At 61.4% G+C, this 22311-nt stretch carries 17 protein-coding genes; 6 read left to right on the forward strand and 11 right to left on the reverse strand.

Features of this window, described 5'->3' with window-relative positions; all coding sequences use genetic code 11:
• Positions 1 to 1095: 1095 nt before the first annotated feature.
• Complete coding sequence (locus tag AC2T9U_RS00420) at positions 1096 to 2922, reverse strand: ABC transporter ATP-binding protein (RefSeq protein ID WP_208304113.1); 1827 nt, start codon at positions 2920 to 2922, stop codon at positions 1096 to 1098.
• A gap of 127 nt (positions 2923 to 3049) precedes the next feature.
• Between AC2T9U_RS00420 and AC2T9U_RS00425 the strand changes: the two genes are divergently transcribed.
• Both AC2T9U_RS00425 and crcB read left to right on the forward strand, forming a co-directional pair.
• Positions 3050 to 3457 (forward strand): FluC/FEX family fluoride channel, encoded by a 408-nt coding sequence (locus AC2T9U_RS00425; RefSeq protein WP_493696248.1) that lies wholly within the window; start codon positions 3050 to 3052, stop codon positions 3455 to 3457.
• Positions 3454 to 3828 carry a fluoride efflux transporter CrcB gene (crcB, locus tag AC2T9U_RS00430; protein WP_493696249.1) on the forward strand — a complete coding sequence of 125 codons (375 nt, stop codon included), beginning with the start codon at positions 3454 to 3456 and terminating at the stop codon, positions 3826 to 3828. Before AC2T9U_RS00425 ends, crcB begins: the two co-directional genes overlap by 4 nt.
• Before the next feature lie 23 nt (positions 3829 to 3851).
• Here the strand turns inward: crcB and AC2T9U_RS00435 are convergent, their stop codons facing one another.
• Together AC2T9U_RS00435 and AC2T9U_RS00440 are read right to left on the reverse strand one after the other, a co-directional pair.
• Entirely contained in the window at positions 3852 to 4607 is a 756-nt protein-coding gene (locus AC2T9U_RS00435) for a DUF305 domain-containing protein (protein ID WP_115031858.1), read from the reverse strand.
• Positions 4608 to 4756: 149 nt separating this feature from the next.
• Complete coding sequence (locus AC2T9U_RS00440) at positions 4757 to 5953, reverse strand: hypothetical protein (protein ID WP_493696250.1); 1197 nt, start codon at positions 5951 to 5953, stop codon at positions 4757 to 4759.
• 440 nt (positions 5954 to 6393) lie between these two features.
• Here AC2T9U_RS00440 and AC2T9U_RS00445 point away from each other — a divergent pair, with 440 nt between their 5' ends.
• A complete protein-coding gene (locus AC2T9U_RS00445; protein ID WP_493696251.1) occupies positions 6394 to 9045 on the forward strand; it encodes an alpha/beta fold hydrolase in 2652 nt (883 codons plus the stop codon).
• Here AC2T9U_RS00445 and AC2T9U_RS00450 read toward each other — a convergent pair.
• A complete protein-coding gene (locus tag AC2T9U_RS00450; RefSeq protein WP_493696252.1) occupies positions 9021 to 10103 on the reverse strand; it encodes a DUF418 domain-containing protein in 1083 nt (360 codons plus the stop codon). The two genes, AC2T9U_RS00445 and AC2T9U_RS00450, sit on opposite strands and share 25 nt — an antisense overlap.
• A 55-nt stretch (positions 10104 to 10158) precedes the next feature.
• On the opposite strand from AC2T9U_RS00450, the gene AC2T9U_RS00455 reads away from it, so the two are divergent.
• Positions 10159 to 10977 (forward strand): hypothetical protein, encoded by an 819-nt coding sequence (locus tag AC2T9U_RS00455; protein ID WP_493696253.1) that lies wholly within the window; start codon positions 10159 to 10161, stop codon positions 10975 to 10977.
• Here the strand turns inward: AC2T9U_RS00455 and putP are convergent.
• Together putP and AC2T9U_RS00465 are read right to left on the reverse strand one after the other, a co-directional pair.
• Entirely contained in the window at positions 10974 to 12467 is a 1494-nt protein-coding gene (putP, locus tag AC2T9U_RS00460; RefSeq protein WP_493696254.1) for a sodium/proline symporter PutP, read from the reverse strand. The genes AC2T9U_RS00455 and putP overlap by 4 nt on opposite strands.
• A 22-nt stretch (positions 12468 to 12489) precedes the next feature.
• On the reverse strand, positions 12490 to 12951 hold the full coding sequence (locus AC2T9U_RS00465) for a PaaI family thioesterase (RefSeq protein WP_493696255.1): 462 nt from the start codon (positions 12949 to 12951) through the stop codon (positions 12490 to 12492).
• 319 nt (positions 12952 to 13270) lie between these two features.
• Between AC2T9U_RS00465 and AC2T9U_RS00470 the strand changes: the two genes are divergently transcribed.
• Positions 13271 to 14041 carry an IclR family transcriptional regulator gene (locus tag AC2T9U_RS00470; protein ID WP_493696256.1) on the forward strand — a complete coding sequence of 257 codons (771 nt, stop codon included), beginning with the start codon at positions 13271 to 13273 and terminating at the stop codon, positions 14039 to 14041.
• A 9-nt stretch (positions 14042 to 14050) separates the two neighbouring features.
• Positions 14051 to 17452: a DEAD/DEAH box helicase gene (locus AC2T9U_RS00475; RefSeq protein ID WP_493696257.1), complete on the forward strand. Its 3402-nt coding sequence runs from the start codon at positions 14051 to 14053 to the stop codon at positions 17450 to 17452.
• A 16-nt stretch (positions 17453 to 17468) separates the two neighbouring features.
• Here the strand turns inward: AC2T9U_RS00475 and AC2T9U_RS00480 are convergent, their stop codons facing one another.
• From AC2T9U_RS00480 to AC2T9U_RS00500, 5 genes are all read right to left on the reverse strand, one after another.
• Complete coding sequence (locus AC2T9U_RS00480) at positions 17469 to 18506, reverse strand: lactonase family protein (RefSeq protein WP_493696258.1); 1038 nt, start codon at positions 18504 to 18506, stop codon at positions 17469 to 17471.
• Between the two features lie 82 nt (positions 18507 to 18588).
• Positions 18589 to 19125 (reverse strand): YdcF family protein, encoded by a 537-nt coding sequence (locus AC2T9U_RS00485; RefSeq protein ID WP_493696259.1) that lies wholly within the window; start codon positions 19123 to 19125, stop codon positions 18589 to 18591.
• Between the two features lie 26 nt (positions 19126 to 19151).
• Positions 19152 to 19505 (reverse strand): VOC family protein, encoded by a 354-nt coding sequence (locus tag AC2T9U_RS00490; protein ID WP_181816110.1) that lies wholly within the window; start codon positions 19503 to 19505, stop codon positions 19152 to 19154.
• 153 nt (positions 19506 to 19658) lie between these two features.
• Positions 19659 to 20501: an undecaprenyl-diphosphate phosphatase gene (locus AC2T9U_RS00495; protein ID WP_115031830.1), complete on the reverse strand. Its 843-nt coding sequence runs from the start codon at positions 20499 to 20501 to the stop codon at positions 19659 to 19661.
• Between the two features lie 118 nt (positions 20502 to 20619).
• Positions 20620 to 22284 carry an FAD-binding dehydrogenase gene (locus AC2T9U_RS00500; protein WP_493696260.1) on the reverse strand — a complete coding sequence of 555 codons (1665 nt, stop codon included), beginning with the start codon at positions 22282 to 22284 and terminating at the stop codon, positions 20620 to 20622.
• Positions 22285 to 22311 lie beyond the last annotated feature (27 nt).

Genomic DNA, 22311 nt, shown 5'->3' on the forward strand with positions numbered 1-22311 from the left:
AGCAGAGCCGGAAAAGCCAGAGACTTTCCCCCCACCCCGCCCGCGACCTGGGCGGTAACAACTGAACAAACCCCAACAGCCGCCAGACAAACCCCAATTTGCGCGGCGGACAGTCCGCCTTCCAGCTTCAGTCTGGCGATGCTGAGCGGCACCATAACTGCTAGACCGACATTGAGCGCCGAGCTTAGGGCCACTCCGCGAACAAGCGATCGATTCGTCCTAAATTCAGTTGCTGCCGATCCTTGAGTGTTATTTCCCTTTTCAGGAGGTTCGTGATGGTCAGATCCTGGAGGTAAATCCCCTCGAGAGGCCAAGGAGCCGATTCCAAAAATCAGTGCTTACCCAGCAAAGACACCCTTGAGACCTGCGCTTGCGACAAAACCGCCGATGAGAGGACCCACTGTCGCAGACGCTGTGCGCAGAGCCTCAATCGCGCCATACAGCCTCGAAACCAGTGCAGGATTTGTTCGCCCCGCACCAGCATCGCCTAACAACCCAGTAAGTCTCGTAGCGATCCACCACCCCACCAAGCATGAACCCCGCGATAACCAGGGATGTGTAGAGCGCTCTGTGGATGAGAACGGGCGCCGATGCGCTCGCTCCTAAGGTCAACAGGACTAGGGGAAGGCTGATGGAGAAGGCTTCATCGCCGAAGGCCACTGGGCCGAGCAGCGCCGCAAGACGCCATCCGTCAGGTCTTTTGGAGGTCGAAGCCGCTGGCACAGTGGTCATAGGCTGAGATAGGCGACCTTCAGGCGCGGAACGTAGTTAGCAATACCGCTGCAGTAAAAGACGAGCCCGTCCGCCCATTGGTCGTACCAGTGCTTCACGACGTGCAAGCTATTGGCCATCACATGGGCATCCGCGGTGCTGACCCAACCGCAGCACACAAACGCCTACGCCTTGAAAAGTTTCATACAGGCAATCTCTTCCTGAGGGCGTCACTACGAGCAATCTCATATAGCAATAGAAGGCCTACGAGAAACCCGACCCCCTCCAGCCGTGCCTCTCGTAGGCCTTCCCACATCACACTAAGCGCACATACACCCCAACTCACCTCCAAAACCACCAACACCACCTCCCCCAACACCCCACCTACCCCACAGCACCTCCACCATCACCAGCAACAAGAGCCGCATACGCACCCCCCAACGCCACCAACTCCGCATGAGATCCCCGCTCCACCACCCGCCCAGAATCCAGAACCACAATCACATCAGCATCCCGAATCGTGGAAAGACGATGCGCAATCACCAACGTCGTCCGCCCCGCCATCACCCCATCCAACGCCACCTGCAACTCACGCTCAGTCGTGTTATCCAACGCACTCGTCGCCTCATCCAGAACCAACACCCGCGGATCCCGCAACACCGTCCGCGCCACCGCAATACGCTGCTGCTCCCCACCAGAAAACCGATAACCCCTCGCACCCACAACCGTGTCCAACCCCAACGGCAACCCCCGCACCACATCCGCGATCTGCGCCACCTCCAACGCCGCCCACAACTCACCCTCACTCGCACCCGGACGAGCCAACAACAAATTCGCCCGAATCGAGTCATGCACCAAATACGTCTCCTGCAAAACAATCCCCACCAAAGCAGCCAAATTCTCCTCAGCAATATCCCGCACATCCACCCCATCAATCATCACCCGCCCCTGCGAAGGATCCACCAACCTGCGCACCAACGACGCCACCGTCGACTTACCCGACCCCGTAGCACCCACCAACGCAACCGTCCCACCCCCAGGAATAAACAAATCCACCCCAGAAACCGCATCACGATCACTACCCGGATACCGCAACGACACCCCCTCCAAACACACCTCACCCCGCGCCGACACCGGATCCACAAACACCGGACTCACCGGCTCCGGAACATCAGACTCCACATCCACATACGCAAAAATCCGCCCAAACAACGCCATCGAACTAATCCACTCCGCCGACACATTCAAAATGCTCATCAACGGACGAAAAAGCCCCGCCTGCAACCCCGTAAACGCAATCAACGTCCCAATTGTCATTCCCCCAGAAGTCGCCGGTAAACCCGCCACCAAATACACCAACGCCGGAATCACCGCGAAAACAATCTGCATCACCGCCAACCGCCACCGCCCAGCCAACTGCGACCGCACCTCAAGATCCACCAAAGCACCAGAAGTCACCCCAAAAAGCTCAGACCGAGCCCGCGAAGCCCCCAACGTACGGATAAGCCGCATCCCCGACAACGACAAACCCTCCTCGATCTGCGTATGCAAATCAGCCATCGTCTCCTGACGACGATCCACAAGAGCCCGCCGCGCCAACGCCACCTTGCGCGTAATCCACACCGCCGGAGGAACCACCAAAAGACTCAACAACGACAAACGCCAACTCAACGCAACCATCGCCACCACCGTCGCAATCGTCGTCGTCGCATTAGCCGCAATCGACGTCGCCGTATTCGTCACCACCGACTGCATCCCACCCACATCATTCACCAGACGCGACTGCGCCTCCCCCGTACGCGTACGCGTAAAAAAAGCCAACGACTGACGCTGCAAATTCTCAAACACCGCAACCCGCAGGTCATGCATCACCCGCTGGCCAACCATCGTCGCCCACAACGTCTGCAAAACACCCAGCAACTGCGTGACCACCGTCGCCGCAACCATCCCACCCACCAACACCAACAACAACGGAACCCGCTGCAACGGAATCGCCACATCCACCACCTCCCGCACCAAAAACGGCTGCACCACCCCCACTAGCGAACTAGCCACAATCACAGCCATCACAGCCAACAAACGCTTCCGATACGGCGCAAACAACACCAACACCCGCCGCAACGGCACCGGATGACGACGCAACTGCTCCCGCTCAGCCTCATCAGCAGCCCGCACCAAACCCGCCGGTCCACCCCACGCCCGCTTCACCATGCACACCCTCTCCGCCAGAAAAACCCAACGTGCCCCAGTCTCCGACAACCCAACCTCAACAACCCCTCAACACAACACCAACGCCCCCCAAACACAGAACCACCCCACCCCGAACTACCGTGAACACGTGAACAGCACCACCCCACCCCACCCCACCACAATCACCGCAATCATCGGCGCAGGAGGCGCCCTAGGCGCCCTCATCCGCTGGACACTCACCACCACCTGGCCCACCACCCCCGGAACCCTCCCCACCACCACCCTGCTCATCAACACCACCGGATGCCTCCTCATGGGAGCCCTCACCGGCACCCTCACCCACCGCACCACCTCCCCCTACCTACGCCCCTTCCTCGGCACCGGCCTCCTCGGCGGCTACACCACCTTCTCCACCTACGCCCACGAAAACACCAACCTCCTCACCACCCCCACCACCTGGCCCACCGCCGCCCTCTACCTCATCCTCACCCCCACCCTGGCCATCAGCGCCGCAGCACTCGGACACCACCTCACCACCAAAAAAACCACCACATGAACGCCCTCCTCGTCGCCATCGGAGGCGCAATAGGCGCCATCACCCGACACCTCATCACCACCCACACCCCACACCACACTTTCCCCTGGGGAATCCTCACCGCCAACACCCTCGGCTCACTCCTGATCAACCTCATCACCACCATCACTACCCAACACACCCTCACCCCCTTGACCTCACCCCAATGGCAACTCCTGCTCACCACCGGCTACTGCGGCGCACTCACCACCTACTCCACCTTCGCCGCAGATACCACCAACCAGCTACGCCACCACCGCTACGCCACCGCCTGCATCAACACCGCCGCCAACCTCACCTGTACCCTCACCGCCGCAGCCATCGGCACAGCACTAGGCATCAGCCTCACCTAAGCAGCGCCAAGCCGCCACACCACTCAACGCTTGCCCTTAGCTCCACGAGAATCATCCGGACCACCAGTCAACAACGCCCGCAGCTGCCGCACCTCCTGAGTGTGCTGCTTAGCCGCCTGCAACGCGAACTCACGCAACTCCGGATTCTCCGTGGTCTCCGCGGCATTCTCCGCTAAATCAATATGCGTCGTATCCAGGTCAATCATGTGCTGTAGCCACAACGCATCAAACTGCGTACCCGAGGCCGCCGCCAACCCCTCCAAATCATCCGGATCAGCGCCATCCTTCTCCTCATCACCCATATCCTCATCCGAAGACAACTGCGAGGAACTCGCTGAGGTAGCCCCATGGCGCCCAGCAGATGGCTTACCCGGACTCTGCGCAGGATCAGTCGCCTTCGTCGGCGCCGCAGTCTGCTCAGCATTCTGCGTCCACTCATCACGCCAACTCGTCAACATCGCCGCACGCACCTCAGCAGTACGCCGAATCTGCGTCGCCGCGGCCTGCACCTTCGCGCTCGCCCGATGCCGCGGATCCAACGCCAAACGCGCCGCCTCAACAATCTCGTCATTCAACGGAATCGTCGCAGCCACATATCCCAAATCTTCTGCATCACCCGTCGAATCAGCCGTTGCCGCCCCCGAAGTAGCAGCAGAAGCATGTGACGATGCAGGCCGACTCGTGTTAGCAGGCGTCGGCGAGGATGCAGACTTACCGCAGCCAGCCAGAGCCAAGGCGCACGTCAGCGACACGGCGGCAGCAAAGCGATGATGTGTCACGGTGACTCCCCACGAATCGAGTCAAAACAGTGATCTCATCCTAGAACCGCTGAAGACCCAAAGAATTCACCATGGAGGGTGAATCCACCCAACCACACGGCCAAGCCGGGTGCGCCCCAACAACAGACGCCCCGACTCCAGCCATAACCTCACCCCCGATAACGCTGCAAAACCAGATCCTCTCCATCACCAGTAACCGCCCACGCAGCACTGCCAACCAACGACCCCGCCATCGCGTAAACACCCCCACCAAGATCCCCCGACAACTGCACCTCAGTGTCCTCACCCGAGGCAGGACGCTGAGTAAAAGACCCCGTCACCACGCGTCCATCAGCCAACAACGCTGCCTTACCCGACCCCGCCGTCGACGTACACGACACTCCCGAAGCAGCCGCAGCATCCCCATTCCACCCATTGCAATACGGCTTCAACTCACCGCGAGGAGAAGACGCCAACCCCAACGTGATATGCCGATCTGCCTTAGGCGTCAACCATGTAAAACTCCGCACCCCACCACCAGCAAAAAAGTGAGCTGCCTCATACCGGGAAACCCACCCATCCTTGCCCATCTCAAACACAGTGAACGGCAAATACCCATTCACCTCAGTGCTGTCCATACCGAACAGCGTCCCCCCGGCATAGTTCAGCTTGTGAAACGTATACGTTTCCCCAGGGCGATCAGGTCGAGACGCCACCGGCAAACGCTGCCACCTCACACCGCAATCGCGCACCACCGCCCGATACACCTGGCCACCCCTATCGCCACCCAAGGAAACAAAAGCCCCGGGGCCAGGCACATCCTTAACCGTCTGTGTAGTCCCCATTCCTTCAGGCAACTTCACTAACGTGAAACGACGCCCATCAAAATGATGCAGCTGCGATCCCGTAGTCACCCACACATCTTCAGGAGAACTCGCATCAACCACACCTGTATTCGTGTGACCTGGCTGATAGTCACCCAAACGCCACGTCGAAATACACGGTTTCCCATCCTCTTTCGTCACGATTCGCTGCACCACGGCCTGGCCATCTACGGCATACAAAACAAACACAGTTTGCTCATCAGGGCTGGCCGCAGAGATCGCCCGCCCCAACTCAGCAGAGGACCCAAGCGTGACCACCGGAGTAAACCCAGCCACCTCTTGCGAACGCCTCACCCCCGTTGAAGCTGCACCATCTACCTGACTACCCCGACCACCAACCTGAGCCAACGCACTGACCTGCCGGGCGGAAAAAACATCAGATCCAGCAGCAGGTGGCGCCGCCATGGCGGCAACTGCAAGCGAACACAGGCCCACCCCCACAGCAACGAACGCAGATACACCACTACGACTGATCACAGACATGTTGTTCCCCTTATGGGTAGAAGCGTGTGTCAATAAGCGGCCAACGCCCTCACCCCTCGGGGGCCGCTACGTGCGCGGCCCTGCCATCCCCCAACAAGCACCGTCACGTGAGCCGGTCTTCGATGCCGGCAAAATAATTGGATCACTCCATCTAGTGCGTATGTCATCTGACAGCGATAACGATTCGGCTACGAACGACCCCACCCCAGCCACCCCCACCCTGATGTCGACACCCAACCAACCAACAAGCCGCATCAACCCGACAACACCACAACCACATTCACAGCGCACCCATTTCGCTTATCTGTGGAAGCACGCCCACACCCCGACTCACCCCTAACCCCGTTGGACATACTCGCTCGTGCCGAACTAAGAGCGGCCTTGAAAAAACAGGGGAACCGGTGGGGACAACACAACCACCGCGGGGGAGAGGTCCAATAATGAAAAACACGCTGCGAAATATCCCGGCACTCACCAGTGAAGACGCAGAACGCGGTGTCATCGCACGCATCGCCACAATCGTCAAAGCCGCACCAGAAGCACTGGCCATCACCGACGCCACCCGCAACGTCACCTACAACACCCTGGCCGCCGAAGCAGCCAGCATCCGCGCCCTCATCGAAACCCACCTCGGACCACTAACCGACGCCGTCGATGACACCGGACACCCACTGCCCGTAGCTGTCCTCCAAGGACACACCGCCCGCGCCGTCGCCACCATCCTCGGCATCATCGGCTCCGGACACCCCGTTGTCGTCCTGGACTCCCGCGCACCCGCCCCCCGCCTAGCTGACCAAATCAAACGCACTGGAGCCCGCTGCGTCCTACACGCCGACGGACTCGCCAAAGTCGCCGCCGACCTCGGCACCACCACCATCGACGTCACCACCCTGCCCAACGCCCGCGCACGCCACCTCTGGCGCAACCCCACCGACCCAGCCCTGCCCGCCGTCCTCGCCCTGACCTCCGGCTCCACCGGCACCCCCAAAATCGTGGTCAATGACCAACGCATGCTGGTCATGGATGCCTGGGACAACTCCCTAGCTACCGGCTGCTACGACGCCAACGACATCATCGCCCACAACCTCCCCATGGCATTCCACGCCGGCCTCATGGCCACCATCGCCGGTATCACCGTCGGAGCCATCACTCGACTCTTCGACACCCGCGAACACGGCATCGCCCCCCTGGCAGCTTGGCTACACAAAAACAAATGCACCGTCATGCAAGCCAGCCCAGCCATCTGCCGCGCATTCGCCGCCACCGGGCCCGACCCAGCACTGCTAGAACGTCTTCGCTCAGTAACAATCGCAGGAGAAGCAGCCCAAGGCTGCGACGTAGAGCGAATCCGGACGCTGCTGTCACCCGAATGCGTGGTGCGGAACCGATACGGATCATCTGAGACCGGCCTCATCGCTGAATACGTTATTGCTGCAGACCACCCCACGCTCGAAGGTGCACTGCCAGTAGGGCGCCCGGTCGGATTCACCCGTGTGGAACTCGTGGACGCAGCAACAGCTGCACATATCACTGGCGGCCAAGACGATCTACCTCCACTGGCACCAGGCACAGGATTAGTGGCCGTTCACCGCAAATACGTGGCGAGTGGGTATTGGGGAGACGAATCAGCCTCGGCGGCTGCGTTCGGCCATGACGCCATCGGGGACGCATGGTTCCTCAGCCGGGATATCGGCACCTTCGACGATTCCGGCAATCTGCGGCTGTTGGGACGGCGAGACCATTCAGTGAAAGTGCGTGGCTACCTCGTCGAGCCCGGTGAAGTTGATGCGGTGTTGTCCACGCTGCCCGAGGTGATCGAGTCGGTAACTGTGGGGATGCCTCGACCTGAAGACAACGGCCAGTACCGTCTGGTCTCGTACGTGGTGAGCTCTGCAGAGCGCCCAGGAGCCGCCTCAGTACGTGCCCAGCTGCGTACACGCCTTTCGAGCCACCTTGTTCCCGAAGCTGTCGTGTTCGTTGATGCGTTGCCACGCACAGAGCGGGGCAAGCTAGATCGTGCTGCTTTGCCACCGGTTCCGGCCCCAGCGGTGGGAGAAGCACCCAAGACAGAGTGGGAACGGTTAGTTGCTGGTATCTGGGAAGAAGTACTGGGCACTGACCAGATTGGGCGCGATAGTGACTTCTTTGAACTCGGTGGTGACTCACTAGCAGCGGAGGAGCTGCTGACCCGAGTTGTTGAGGATCTGCGTATTCGCCCCGATCAGGTGACATCACAAACCCTGGTGGAGGCGCCGACGTTGGCGCAGTATGCGCGGCAGCTTCGGCGTCGTCCGCAGCGGCGTCACCAGATTGTCAGCGAATTACGTACTGCTGGTGACCAAGAGCCGATTTTCTTTATCGCTGGTGGCGGTGGCTTGGGTGTGGGGTTTGTGCCGGTGGTGCGTCATCTGCCGCAAGGACGCCCGGTATATGCGTTGCAATCCCATGCGTTGGAAGTGCGTGGGCTGCCGGACTGGTCAGTGGAGGCGGTAGCGCGTCGTGATGTGCGTGCGATCCGTAGTATCCAGCCGCACGGCCCGTATTTCATTGCCGGACATAGCTTTGGTGGCTTGGTGGCGTTGGAGGTGGCTAAGCAGTTGGAAGCCGCGGGGGAGAAAGTGGCCACGTTGATGGTGCTGGATTCTTTCCCCCCGGACCCGCAGTGGCAGCCGGAAACTCCGCAGAAGTCGTTGAAGCGGCGGGCCCGTGACTTGGTGGGGTTGGCTGTGACTGGTTTGGTGCCTACGCCAGGGCTGGGGCAGTACTGGCGTTTCCATGCCCAGAGTCAAGTGTTGACTGCACGGTATCGGACGGACCCGTATGCGGGGCGGGTGTTAGTGGTGGTGGCTGATAGTCCTGAGCAGGCAATGCGTCGTCATTGGTCGGACTTTTTGTCCGGTTCGTGGAAGTTGGTGGAGACCGGGGGTGATCACATGACGATGTTGCGTGATCCGAATGCGCAGGGGTTGGCGCAGTTGATCGCTGCGGAGGTTGAGCAGGCTGCGCAGGCATGTGGCCCGTTGGAGCGTGAGGTGTTGCGTGAGGCGAGTTCTGTTGGTCAGCAGGGTCAGTCGCGGGGAACGCCTGCGTAGATGAGGCGTCGTGTCACCCATTCGGCCGGGCCGGGAATTCCGGCTCGGTCGAAGATGGTGGCGGTCAATGCTGTGATGAGCCAGATGATGACGGCGATGGCGGCGGCGTGGATTTCGGTGACAGGGCCGCTGTTGGCGGGTAGTAGCAGAGCGAAGAGCGCGCTTTGGAGCAGGTAGCAGGTCATAGAGCGTTTGCCGATGGCGGTGAGGATGGCGCGGGGGCTGTATCCGCTGGTGGTGGGGTGGTGCGTGGGGGTGGTGTAGCTGAGGGTCAGGGTGATGAGGGCGAGCCAGCCTAGGCCGCCGAAATAGCTGCCCAGGGTGTCGAGGGCGATAGTCCAGGGGATTAGTGGGCTGATGGTGATGCCGATGTAGGTCAGGGTCAGGGGAATGGCGGTGAGTGCGCCGATGAGCAGGCCGGTGGCTGCGGTCGTAGCTAGGAGGCGTCGGTGGCGGTGGGGGTGGCTTAGGAGGGTGGTGCGCTGGATGAATATGCCGATGATGATGCAGGGGATGACGGCGGTGGTGGGTAATGAGGAGATGGTTTTTCCGAGCCATTCGAGTAGGTAGGGGCCGTTGGATTCGGGGGTTTGATCGGTGGGGTTGAAGCCGATGAAGGTGGTGGTGGCCAGTGCGAGGGCGGTGAAGCCAAGGGCTGTGATGGTCAGTGCGGTGGTGTTGGGGTGTTTGGTGGTGATGAGCGGGGTGAGTAGGGCGATGGTGAGGCCGTAGGTGGCTAGGACGTCTCCGGAGAAGAGGAAGCTGTGGAGCAGGCCTATGAGGGTAAGAGCGGCGGCGCGGCGGTAGAGGATGGTGGGGGTTGTGGTTGCTCGGCTGGCGATGGTGGCGATGCCGAATCCGACGAGGATGGAAAAGAGGGGATAGACGCGTGCGTCGATGAGGAGTCCGCGGATGAGGACCCATAGTTCGTTGGGTCCGATGGTGGGGGTGGTGTTGGTGGGGGTGCGGGGGGCCCAGCTGGTGGCGTTGGCTAGGGCGATGAGTAGGAGCATGGCGCCGCGGGCGATGTCGGGTGTGGGCAGGCGGCGTGGCGTCATGAGGAAAGGGTAGTGAGGGGGTTTGGCTCAGGGTTGGGGTGGGGGTGCCGACGTGATGTCGGTCTGCCGTTGGTGGGCTGTGTTGTGTTGGGTGTCTCCGTTGGGGGGCGTGAGTTGGGAGCGGGTTGTTTTGGTCAGTAGTGAGGTTGTGGCGCGGCGGGGTTCGGTGGTGCGGTTGCCGTCGGTGCGGGGGATGCGTGTGGTCAGTGAGGGTGTGTATGGGGTGGCGTTGGAGTCGGTGATCTCGTCGTTGGTTTCTGGTCCGCGGGTGTCGGGGCGTGCGGGGCGGGTGAGTGTGACGGCGTGGTTGGTGGCGTTGGAGGGCCGTGGTGGTGTGGTGGTTGAGGTTGATGGTGTGGTGGTGGGGGTGTTGCCGGCGGGGCAGGCGCCGTTGTGGCGGGGGGCGTTGTTGCGGGCTCAGCAGGAGGGGGTGCGGGTCTCCTGTGAGGGGGTGGTGACCTTTGGTGAGGGGCCTGGTTTTGTGCCGGTGTTGTCGTTGCGGGTGGTGGAGCCGGAGCATTTGCGGTTGATGTTGGGTGCTCCTGAGGGTGTGGAGCCGTTGGTGCCGGAGTGTGTGGTGACGGTTCCGGCGCGGTCGATGAGTGCTGAGGCGGTGGCTCGGGTGGCGCGTGAGGCGGTGGAGTGGGTGACGTTGCATCCGACGACGTTGAGTTGTGGTCGGCATGTGGGGGAGCCGGGTGTTGAGGTGCGGGTTGCTGGGGAGCGGGTGGGTGAGTTTTCGTCGTTGTCTAGTGCCCGGTACCGCCCGGTGGTGGATGCGTTGGTGCAGGTGGAGAAGACTCCGTTGGCGCGTGCTCGCCTCCGGGACGGTACCGGTGAGTTGGAGGTGTTGTTGCCTCGGGTTGGGGGTTAGGTGGCCGGTTGGGTGAAGTTGTTTGCCCGGCGTTTGTGTTCGTCGAATTCGGTGTCGATGGTGGGGTTGGGTTTGTGGGTGGCCAGGCTGATGGCGTAGGCGATGAGGAGGTGTCCGAGGAAGCCGGGGATGATCTCGTAGATGTCGAAGATTCCGCCGCTGAGGGGTCGCCAGATGGCTACGAGGGTGGCGCCGGTGATCATGCCGGCGAGGGCTCCTGCGGTGGTGAGTTTTCGCCAGTAGAGGGATAGCAGGATGGTGGGGCCGAAGGCGGCGCCGAATCCGGCCCAGGCGAAGGCGACGAGTTCGAGGATGGTGGATTTGGGGTCTAGGGCTAGGAGCGCGGCGATGACGGATACGGCTAGGACGGCGAGGCGTCCGAGGCGTACGTAGTGGCTGTCGTGGTGGGGTGTTTTTCCGAGGGCTTTGTAGATGTCTTCGATGAGTGCTGAGGAGGTGACGATGAGTTGGCTGGCGATGGTGCTCATGATGGCGGCCAGGACTGCGGCGAGCATGAATCCGGCGATGAGGGGGTGGAAGAGGAGTTGGCCTAGGCGGATGAAGACGGTTTCGGGGTTGGTGATGGCTAGGTCGGGGTTGCGGCTGAAGTAGGCGATGCCGACGAGGCCGGTGATGATTGCGCCGCCGACGGAGAAGAGCATCCAGCCGATGCCGATGCGGCGTCCGGCGATGGCTTCGGCGGGGCTGCGTAGGGCCATGAAGCGGGTGACGATGTGGGGTTGTCCGAAGTAGCCCAGGCCCCAGGCGAGTGAGGAGATGACGCCGATGGTGGTGGCGCCGTGGGTGAAGGACAGGGCGGTGGGGTTGGCTGCGTTGATTTCGGTGGTGAAGTTGCCGGTGCCGATGGCGATGAGTGCGGCGATGGGGACGGCGATGAGGGCCAGGACCATCATGAGACCTTGGACGAAGTCGGTGTAGGAGACTGCGAGGAAGCCGCCGAAGAGGGTGTAGGTGACGGTGACGGCGGCGATGATGAGCATGCCGGTGAGGTAGTCGGTGCCGAAGGAGCTTTCCATGAAGGTGCCGCCGGCGACCATTCCGGAGGAGACGTAGAAGGTAAAGAAGATGAGGATGATCAGGCCTGAGGCGATGCGTAGAGCGTGGCTGTGGTCGCGGAGGCGGTTTTCTAGGAAGCTGGGGACGGTGATGGAGTCTCCGGAGACTTCGGTGTAGGCGCGTAGTCGTGGGGCGATGAGTTTCCAGTTGATCCAGGCGCCGAGGGTCAGGCCGACGGCGATCCAGGCTTCGACGAGGCCTTTGAGGTAGATGGCTCCTGGTAGGCCCATGAGGAGCCATCCGGACATGTCGGCGGCGCCGGCGGATAGGGCTGCGACGGCGGGGTGGAGGTCGCGCCCGCCGAGCATGTAGTCGCCGAGGTTGTTGGTGCGGTGGTAGGAGTACCAGCCGATGCCTAGCATTGCTGCCAGGTAGATCACCATGGCGACGATTTGGAACGCGGTGTCGGTCATTGCGTCAAAGTAGCTCAGGTGATTATCGGTTTTGGTGTGGTTTGGGTGTTGAGTTACGCAGATTTGTGAGCAAAGTCGCAGTGCAGATGAGGTTTTGGTCTTCGTCTGTGATGCTGATGTGGCAGGTAGCAGTGTTGCGGCTGTAAGCGATTGGTGTTGCTGTTGCGGTGATGTTGCCGTGGGTGGCGGCGCGGTGGTGTGTTGCGTTGATATTGACTCCCACAGCGATGCGGTTGGGGCCAGCTAGATGCATGGCCAGGGCGGAGCCGACGGTTTCGGCCAGGGTGGCTGATGCTCCGCCGTGGAGGAGACCGTAAGGCTGGGTGTTGCCTTCGACGGGCATGATGGCGGTGAAGCGGGTGGGGGTTGCTTCGGTGAAGGTGATGCCCATGCGGTGGCACAGGGCTCCTGAGCGATCGTTGAGGGTGTCCAGGTTGAGGGGGTCGAAGCTGTCGGGGTTGGTGGGCGTGTCGCTATGTGACATGGGCTCACGGTACGTGGGGTGGCGGGGTGAGTGAGGTTTCCGCTGAGCGGAAGGTTTGTGCGTGTGGATGAACGGGAGCCGCATAGTTGTATCGCCATGATCAGGTTGGACGTGGATGTGTCTGCATGTGCGGGCGGGTTGGGTATTCACCGGAAACCTGATAAACGTGAGCCACGTCACAGTCGACATTGATCCCGTTGTTTCACAGGTGAATTCATAGCGACTTCGGGGCGTGAACGCATCCGGGTAGCCGGGGCAAGCCTCGAAAACCACCCACCGGCCTTGTCGGGAAAACACAGAAAGAGTTCGGTTGTCGTTTATGGCGTATCTGGAGTCCGTAGACAATTCGCTTCGCTTACTGGCACTGCTCAGCGATGGCCGGAGTGTGACGGTCACCGCGGTAGCCCACGAACTCGGCGTGGCACCGTCGACCGCACACCGACTCTTATCAACACTCATGTACCGACAATTCGCAGTCCAAGCCCCCGACCGCACCTACGTGGCAGGCCCAGCCATGTTCCGCATGGGCGGAATGGTCGGAAACAGAGCAAGCCTGCTACGCCTAGCCCGACCCATCGTGCGCGAAGTCGCACACGCCCTCGAAGAATCAGCCTTCCTAGGCATCCTCGTCGAACGAAACCTCCACGTCCTCATCTCCGAATCAGCAACACCCACCCGCGTCGAAAAACCACTCCTGACCGCCCACGAAAGCGCCGGCGGAAAAGCACTCCTGGCCGGCATGAACAACACCGACCTCGAAAACCTCTACCCCCACACTGGGCTACCAGACCTCAACATCACCCCCACCGACATCCACAGACTCAAAGAAGAACTCGAATCCACCCGACGCCGCGGCTACGCCCTCCACCGATTCAACGAAAACCCACCCACCATCTCCATCGCCATGCCCATACTCGGCGCAGACCGCACCGCCCTGGGATCACTCATCGTCGCCATGCCCATGTCCCACTACTCCACCGGCCGCCTAGCCCCCACCCTCACCCACATGCGCCACGGCGCCGAACGCATCACCGAATCCCTACGTACCCTACGAACCCCAGAACCAAACCCCGTCACCATCCGCCGCTAGTTTGTCCCCATGGCGACGCGTCGAAACCACCACCCCCACACCTTCGACCGCACCGACCTGCAATGGCTAGACCACTGGGACGACACCCACCTACGCAACCGCTACGGAACCACCACCCTCCAACGCGCACACTCCTACGCCCACCTCAACAAAGTCACCGACCTATGGACCGACGGCCACACCACCATCGGCGCCCTCGTCACCGGAAACCGCCCCGAACCCTACGAAACACACATCCGCCACCACACACACGACACCACCACCTGGCTCACCTGCACCTGCACCTGCCCCCTACGCAAAGACTGCAAACACACCCTCGCCACCATCATCACCGCCCGCAACACCCGCACCCGCCCCGGCAACGAAAACATCAACCTCGGCAGAACAACCACCCCCACCCCACCCGAAACACCCCCCACCACCACCCCCGAATGGGAACAACTCCTCCACCCCCTCACCACCACCCAACGCACCCCCACCCCCACCCCCACCACCCACCACACCCCCGCAGCCCTACGCTTCACCCAAGCCCGCCCCACCTATAAACGCTTCGGCGCCACCACCCCCACCACCACCCCAGACATCACCATCCGACCCATGAAAAAAGGCCCCTCAGGCCGCTGGGTCAAAACCGGCATCACCTGGGAAAACCTCGACAACCACCGCAACACCCTCATCCCCAGCCACTACAACGCCCTCATAGCCATCCGCCGCCTGCGCCTAACCAACCGCTACTCCTACCAAAACATCCCCGACGAACTCCCCCTAGCCATCCTCGGCGAAAACATCTGGCCCGCACTCACCGCCGCCACCAACGCAGGCATCGACCTCATCGGCCACGAACTACCCACCCCCCACATCCTCACCACCCCCGCCACCGTGCACATGCACGCCACCCCCGCCCAACCCACCACCCCCACCGACATCCTCCTCAACCTGCGCCTGCACCACCATGAACTCAACCTCAACGAAAACCTCCCCGGCGCCCTCACCACCCCCACCCCACCCACCACATACCCCTGGCTCATCGGCACATCCCCCCACGGAATGGCCCTATGGACCGACACCCAACTCCTCCTAGCCCCCCTCACCACACAACTCACCCCCACCATCGGCCAACTCGCCACCGGCCCCCTACCCATCCGCATCCCCGCCACCGACATCCCCCGATTCACCACCCACTTCCTACCCGCCCTACGCCAACACATCACCCTCACCACCGACACCACCATCAACCTGCCCCAAACCGAACACCCCACACTGCACATCCACGCCCGCTTCACCACCAACCACCGCGTCACCCTGACCAGCACCATCACCTACGGAAACACCCCCGCCACCACCTACCCCCACCGCGACACCACCGCCGAACAACACCTCATCAACACCATCCCCACCACCAAAACACCCCCAGGATTCATCACCAACACCGCCGGACACCCCACCATCACCCCCACCCAGTCCTACAGCGGCACCGACCTCATCACCGTCGCCACCCAACTCCTACCCACCCTCACCACCCTGCCCAACATCCACATCACCACCGAAGGAAACCCACCCGAATACCACCCCACCCCCAGCACCCCCACCATCGAATTCCGCATCGACGACCACCTCGGCACCACCACCAACCCCGCTCGCGGCGCCCAACGCCTCAAACACACCGACTGGTTCAACCTCGGCATCACCGTCCGCGTCGAAAACCACACCATCACCTTCACCGAACTCTTCCGCGCCCTCGCCACCGGCGAAACCCACATCATGCTCCCCAACGGCGCCTGGTTCCCCCTGGACCTACCCGAACTCACACAACTACGCACACTCATCGACGAATCCCGCCACCTCATCGACCCCGACCGCACCACCCTGCACATCACCCCAGCCCACCTAGGCCTCTACGAACACCTCACCGCACTAGGCATCATCACCCACGAAGCAACCACCTGGCGCGAACGCATCAACACCCTCACCACCCCCCACACCACACCCCAACTACCAGCCACCCTCCACGCCAACCTACGCCCCTACCAAATCCACGGATACACCTGGATGCGCCGCCTCTGGAACGCCAAACTCGGCGGCATCCTCGCCGACGACATGGGACTAGGAAAAACCCTCCAAGTCCTCGCCGCCGCCGCAGCCGCACACGACAACGGCGAACTCGACAACAACCCCCTCCTAATCATCGCCCCCACCAGCGTCGTCAACACCTGGGTAAACGAAGCAACCACCTTCACCCCCGACCTACGCATCACCACCCTGACCACCACCACCGGCAAATCCAAACACACCATCACCGACCGCATCGCCGACGCCCACCTGGTCATCACCACCTACACAATCGCCCGCATCGACGAGAAAGAATTCGCCCAAATCCCCTGGAGCGGCATGATCCTCGACGAAGCCCACATCGCGAAAAACCACCAATCCAAAACCTACAGCGCACTACGCCACATCAAAGCCCCCATCCGATTCGCCATCACCGGCACCCCAGTCGAAAACTCCCTCATGGACCTATGGGCATTACTGTCCATCACCTCACCAGGCCTCCTACCCGACCCAGCAACCTTCACCGACACATACCGCCGCCCCATCGAAGAAGGCACCGACCCCACCCGCGCAGAACACCTCCTCAAACGCATCAGCCCCATGCTGCTACGCCGCACCAAAGAAGACGTCGCCGCCGACCTGCCACCCAAACAAGAACAAACCGTGCGTGTAGCGCTCGCACCAGCACACCGACGCGCTTACGACACCCGCCTAGCCCGAGAACGCCGCCGTGTCCTCAAACTCAGCGAAGACATGGCCCGCAACAAAGTAGCGATCTTCTCGTCATTGACGATGCTGCGTCAGCTCGCCCTAGCACCAGCATTAGTCGCCCCCGATGACCCAGCTATGACGTCAATATCTTCAACAAAGATCGACGTACTCGTGGACCTGCTCCGCGAAGTCATCGACGGAGGTCACCGAGCCCTGGTGTTCAGCCAATTCACTCGATACCTACACATGGTGCAGACACGGCTGCGCGACGAAAAAATCACAACAACATACCTAGATGGGGCAACCCGGAACCGCGCCGCCGTCATCGAAGAATTCCGTGAGGGTGATGCGCCCGTGTTCCTTATCAGCCTCAAAGCAGGCGGAGTCGGACTCACCCTCACCGAAGCCGATTACGTGTTCTTAATGGACCCCTGGTGGAACCCCGCTGCTGAACAACAAGCGATCGACCGTACGCACCGTATCGGCCAACACCGTCAAGTGATGGTGTACCGACTGGTCGCCACAGACACCATTGAGGACAAAGTGATCGCCCTGGGAGAGCACAAACGCCACATCGCAGACACAATCCTCAACGATCCAGCTTCACTCGGCGCACTCACCGTCGAAGACCTACGCAACCTTCTCGACTGAAACGACCAACAACAGATCAGGCCTCGATGAAACTGACCCAGTTCGCGCCGGCCCCAACCTGCGCAGACCCAATATCGAGCAGCGATCCTTCTTCACTCACGCGGTATAGCCGCGCTGTCGTCGATTTTTCTCCCACTGCCACCACAAACTGGCCATCTGGCGTCACACCGAAGCCACGAGGCTGCTTTTCCGTGGTAACTATGTCCACCACCTCACCCAAAACACCCTGCTCATCCCGGCTAATCACCGCCAATGTCGAGGCATTCCGCTCCGATGCCAACAGCCAGCTACCCGCAATATGCACATCCGCACCCCACACCAGCCCCTCTGCCAACGGGTCGGCCCCAAACCGGCTGTGCCGCAACCCTGAATCAGGGCGCACCTGCAACGTCGCCTCACCTGGCGACAGCGCACCATCTACTCCCACCGAAAGGCGCATCACTTCACCAGAAAACTCTGTCACCACATACGCGTTCTCGCCATCAACTACCAGATGGCGAGGCCCGCTACCGAAAGGCAGCACCACGGTTTCCCCACCCAAAGCCACCAGCGACCCATTGGGCAACAACTGATACTGCGCCACCAAATCATCACCCAGCGCAACGAAATACACCCGGTCACCCACTACCCGGCTGCAGTGCACGTTCGCGAACTCCACCCGGGAGGTTTGCTCACCAATCACCCCATCGCGCACCCGCCATACAGCACCAAAACCACCGTGGTAGCTGGCCCCCACAAGAAATTCACCATCATCAGACAGGTCTAGATACGCCAGACTTGCATCGACATCGAACCGGTGCAGTTCAGTTAGCGCGCCGCAGGAGCGGTCCAGCTCAAGCACCGCAATACCAGCCTGGTCTTTGTCTGTAGCGGGCTTATATGTCGTGTACACCAAGTCACGCCGCGCATCGACCGCGATAGTCGAGTTTCCTTTACCGCCTGGGCTTGTCGCAAGCACATCCATCGCCGCGGCAGAACCATCCTCACGTGGAGTTAGTCGCAAAGTCGAGATGGTGCCATCACCAGCATTGGCTGTGAGAACCAGGTATGTCATGCAACCAGGCTATGCCGCCCCAGCAACTCTTTGTGCTCATCCAACATCTGATGATGCAAGAACAGAACGAGATTGGAGCTGCTCAGCAGCTCCAGTAGGTCAGCATCTTGGCCCAGCCGCCCATATGGTGCAGTACCTCATGGGCGCCCACATGGTCTTGGGCGACAAGAACATCAACCTTGCCGTCAAAACACCGATTCACAAGAGTTCGTACCCGATTCGCGTGCGGCCAGAACGTGATCACCTGCACCGAATTCCAGTTATTTTGCTGCGCCATCTGCGAGAAGTTCTGCGCCTCACCGCGCGTGGTGTAAGGCGAAGGAACAAAGCATTTAACCGGGTAAGGCTGCTTCTGGTTGCAGATGGTTACGCCTTGACGGCGTTCTTGACCAGCAAAAGTCGCCACAACTAGGGTGCGGGCTTTCCCTTCGCGCATGAGCTTGTCAGCTAAAGCAACTCGTCCCGGAAACGGGGGTCCTACGACGAGGATCGCATCCGATGTTGTGGGCTCATCAGCAACAGGAAAGAAGACAAGGCCAGCGGGGACAGCCACGAAGAGGGTCAGCGCAGCAGCGACAATGGCCGCGATGATGCGTTTGATGCGCAGGCGAGGTGGCATCGGGGCGCTTCTCCTTTGCTTGCAGGTCAGGCTGGAGCTGGTTCGGGGTCTTCGGTGATGCCGATGACGTTACCGGCAGGGTCAGAGACCCTGGCAATGAGACGTCCACCACCCACATCGAACGGGGTAGTCAAAACGGTTCCGCCGTTGTCGGCGAGGATTCGCAGCAGATTGGTGATGTTCTCGGTGGACCAGTAGGGGGTGATTCCTTTGGGGGAGGGGGTGCCGTGAGGGTCAAGGCCAAGGTGCATGTTTTCGATTTGGAAACCGACGTATTCGTCGTTGGTGACTACGGGGTCGGTTCCGGTGAGAGCGGCGTAGAAGGAACGGGAGGCAGCTAGGTCAGGGGCAGGGACGATGGTCACGTGGAAGCCGAGCATGGTGGTCCTTCCTTCTCGCTGCCGCGGGGTGTGTTTCTGCATTCCTCATCGGGCAGGTGGCGGTGGATCGCTGGAGTTTGGGTGCCCTTTGTTGGGGCATGGGTGTTTAACCCGTGCGGTGGGTCAGGAGGTGCCAGGTCGCCGGGGGAGAGGTCAGGATTGGCTGGTGCCGGGGTCGATGGCGGGGATTGTGCCGGTGCTGAGGGCGATGATGAGGCCGATGGCTAGGGCGATGCGGTAGATAACGAAGGGGGTGAAGTTGTGGGTGGAGACGTAGCGCAGCAGCCATGCGATGACGGCGTATCCGATGAAGAAAGACACGGTTGTGGCGCCCATGATGGGGCCCCAGGCTGGTGGGGTTGGGTCAGAGCTGATATCGAACAGTTGTTGGAAGCCTGAGGCTAGGACGGCGGGGACGGCTAGGAGGAATGAGTAGCGGGTGGCTGCTTCGCGGCTGTATCCCATGAGGAGTCCGCCGGAGATGGTGCCGCCGGAGCGGGAAACGCCGGGGATGAGTGCGCAGGCTTGCCAGAGTCCGTAGCGGAGCCCGTCGCTGATGGTGAGGTTGGTGAGGTCTTTGGTTTGGCGTGCGTTGCGGTCAGCGAACCAAATGACAGCGGAGAAGACGATCAGCATGGTTGCGGTGACCCAGAGGCTGCGGAAGGGGCCTTTGATGAGGTCAGATAGGACGATGCCCAGGGCACCGATCGGGATGGAGCCGACGATGACGAGCCAGCCCATGCGGGCGTCGGGGTCGGAGTGGGGGATTTTTCCGGTGACGGCTTTGCACCAGCGTTTGGCGATACGGCCGATGTCTTTACGGAAGTAGAGGAGGACGGCGGCTTCGGTGCCGAGCTGGGTGATGGCGGTGAATGCTGCGCCGGGGTCTTTGCCGAAGAAACGGCCGGCGAGGGACACGTGTGCGCTGGAGGAGATGGGGAGGAATTCGGTGAGTCCTTGTACGACGCCGAGAGAGAGCGCTTGGCCCCAGTCCATACGTGTCCTTACGGGTTGGGTGTTTGGTGGGTGATGGCGGCGCCTGTGAGGTTGTTGTTTGGGGGCGCCGCCTGTGCAGGATGCTAACAATCGTGCCGGTGGGGCAGGGCTGGTGGTGTTAGGCCAGGGCTTGGGCCATCGCTTTTCCTGCTTGTCGGCCGGAGAATAGGCACCCGCCTAGGAAGGTGCCTTCGAGGGCGTTGTATCCCATCATGCCGCCGCCGCCGAATCCGCTGACTTCTCCGGCTGCGTAGAGGCCGGGGACTGCTGTTCCGTCGTGGCGTAGGCAGCGTCCTTGGAGGTCGGTTTCGAGGCCGCCGAGGGTTTTGCGGGTGAGGACGTGTAGGCGCACGGCGATGAGGGGGCCGTTGGCTGGGTCGCTGAAGGCGTGGGGTGCGGCGGTGCGTAGGACGCGGTCTCCCCAGCCGCGGCGGTGTTCGCGGATGAAGGTGAGTTGGGTGTCTTTGGTGACTTCGTTGTTGAGTTCTCGGTCGCGGCAGGTGATGAGGTGGGTGAGGGTTTCTTCGTCGATGAGACCGGTGCCGTTGGGGCCTGGTTCGAGGGTGTTCATGCCGGTGACGAGGTCGTGGATGGTGTCGGCGACGATGAAGTCGGCTCCGTGTTTTTTGAAGGCTTCGACGGGGCCGGGGGCGCCGCGGCTGGCGATGCGGGAGAGCATAAGCCCGATTTTTTGGTTGGTGAGGTCGGGGTTTTGTTCGGATCCGGAGAGGGCGAATTCTTTTTCGATGACTTTTTGGGTAAGAACGAACCAGCTGTGGTCGTATCCGGTGGTGCGCAGGTGGCGCAGGGTTCCGAGTGTGTCGAAGCCAGGGAAGTAGGGGGCGGGGAGTCGGTTTCCGGTGGCGTCGAGCCAGAGGCTGGAAGGGCCGGGGAGGATACGGATTCCGTGGTTGGGCCAGATGGAGTCCCAGTTTTGGAGGCCTTCGGTGTAGTGCCACATGCGGTCGGGGTTGATGATGCGTCCGCCGCTGCGTTCGGTGATGGCGAGCATGCGTCCGTCGACGTGTGCGGGGACGCCGGTGACCATGTGTTTTGGTGGGGTGCCGAGGCGTTGTGGCCAGGCGCGGCGGACGAGGTCGTGGTTGCCGCCGATGCCGCCGGAGGAGACGAGTACGGCGGGTGCGTGGAATTCGGTTTCGCCGGTGATGTCGCGGTTGGTGGCGGCGCCGCGGGGGGCGTCGTCGGGGGCGAGGATGGCGCAGCGGACGCCGGTGACGGCTCCGTTGGTGGTGATGAGTTCGTCGACGCGGTGGCGGAAGGCGAAGCGGATGCGGTCGTTTTTGGCGTGTTTGCGGATGCGGCGTTCGAAGATTTTGACCAGGGCGGGGCCGGTGCCGCGGGTGATGTGGAAGCGGGGGACAGAGTTTCCGTGTCCTTCGGCGCGGCCGTCGCCGCGTTCGGCCCATCCGACGATGGGGAAGATGCGGTGTCCGAGGGATCGGAGCCAGGCGCGTTTTTCACCGGCGGCGAAGTCGAGGTAGGCGTTGGCCCATTGGCGTGGCCAGTAGTCTTCTTCGCGGTCGAATTGTGCGCTGCCGAACCAGTCTTGGGTTGCTAGTTCGTGTGAGTCGTTGATGCCCATGCGGCGTTGTTCGGGTGAGTCGATGAAGAACAGTCCGCCGAGGGACCAGAAGGCTTGTCCGCCGAGGTTTTGTTCGCCTTCTTGGTCGATGATCAGGACGCGTCGGCCGGCATCTGCTGCTTCTGTTGCGGCTACGAGGCCGGCTAGTCCGGCTCCTACGACGATGATGTCCGCGTCCACGTTGTTATCTGCCTCTCGCCCAAATGT

The organism is Dermatophilus sp. B7861-1 (genome assembly GCF_058996045.1).

What these genes read in the sequence shown, in the direction of transcription:
- putP (WP_493696254.1), bottom strand. Translation starts at nt 12,467, where the DNA reads ATGACCGACACCGCGTTCCAAATCGTCGCCATGGTGATCTACCTGGCA.
- AC2T9U_RS00450 (WP_493696252.1), bottom strand. Translation starts at nt 10,103, where the DNA reads ATGACGCCACGCCGCCTGCCCACACCCGACATCGCCCGCGGCGCCATG.
- AC2T9U_RS00420 (WP_208304113.1), bottom strand. Translation starts at nt 2,922, where the DNA reads ATGGTGAAGCGGGCGTGGGGTGGACCGGCGGGTTTGGTGCGGGCTGCT.
- AC2T9U_RS00455 (WP_493696253.1), top strand. Translation starts at nt 10,159, where the DNA reads ATGTCGGTCTGCCGTTGGTGGGCTGTGTTGTGTTGGGTGTCTCCGTTG.
- AC2T9U_RS00440 (WP_493696250.1), bottom strand. Translation starts at nt 5,953, where the DNA reads ATGTCTGTGATCAGTCGTAGTGGTGTATCTGCGTTCGTTGCTGTGGGG.
- crcB (WP_493696249.1), top strand. Translation starts at nt 3,454, where the DNA reads ATGAACGCCCTCCTCGTCGCCATCGGAGGCGCAATAGGCGCCATCACC.
- AC2T9U_RS00470 (WP_493696256.1), top strand. Translation starts at nt 13,271, where the DNA reads ATGGCGTATCTGGAGTCCGTAGACAATTCGCTTCGCTTACTGGCACTG.
- AC2T9U_RS00475 (WP_493696257.1), top strand. Translation starts at nt 14,051, where the DNA reads ATGGCGACGCGTCGAAACCACCACCCCCACACCTTCGACCGCACCGAC.
- AC2T9U_RS00445 (WP_493696251.1), top strand. Translation starts at nt 6,394, where the DNA reads ATGAAAAACACGCTGCGAAATATCCCGGCACTCACCAGTGAAGACGCA.
- AC2T9U_RS00490 (WP_181816110.1), bottom strand. Translation starts at nt 19,505, where the DNA reads ATGCTCGGCTTCCACGTGACCATCGTCCCTGCCCCTGACCTAGCTGCC.
- AC2T9U_RS00495 (WP_115031830.1), bottom strand. Translation starts at nt 20,501, where the DNA reads ATGGACTGGGGCCAAGCGCTCTCTCTCGGCGTCGTACAAGGACTCACC.
- AC2T9U_RS00480 (WP_493696258.1), bottom strand. Translation starts at nt 18,506, where the DNA reads ATGACATACCTGGTTCTCACAGCCAATGCTGGTGATGGCACCATCTCG.
- AC2T9U_RS00485 (WP_493696259.1), bottom strand. Translation starts at nt 19,125, where the DNA reads ATGCCACCTCGCCTGCGCATCAAACGCATCATCGCGGCCATTGTCGCT.
- AC2T9U_RS00465 (WP_493696255.1), bottom strand. Translation starts at nt 12,951, where the DNA reads ATGTCACATAGCGACACGCCCACCAACCCCGACAGCTTCGACCCCCTC.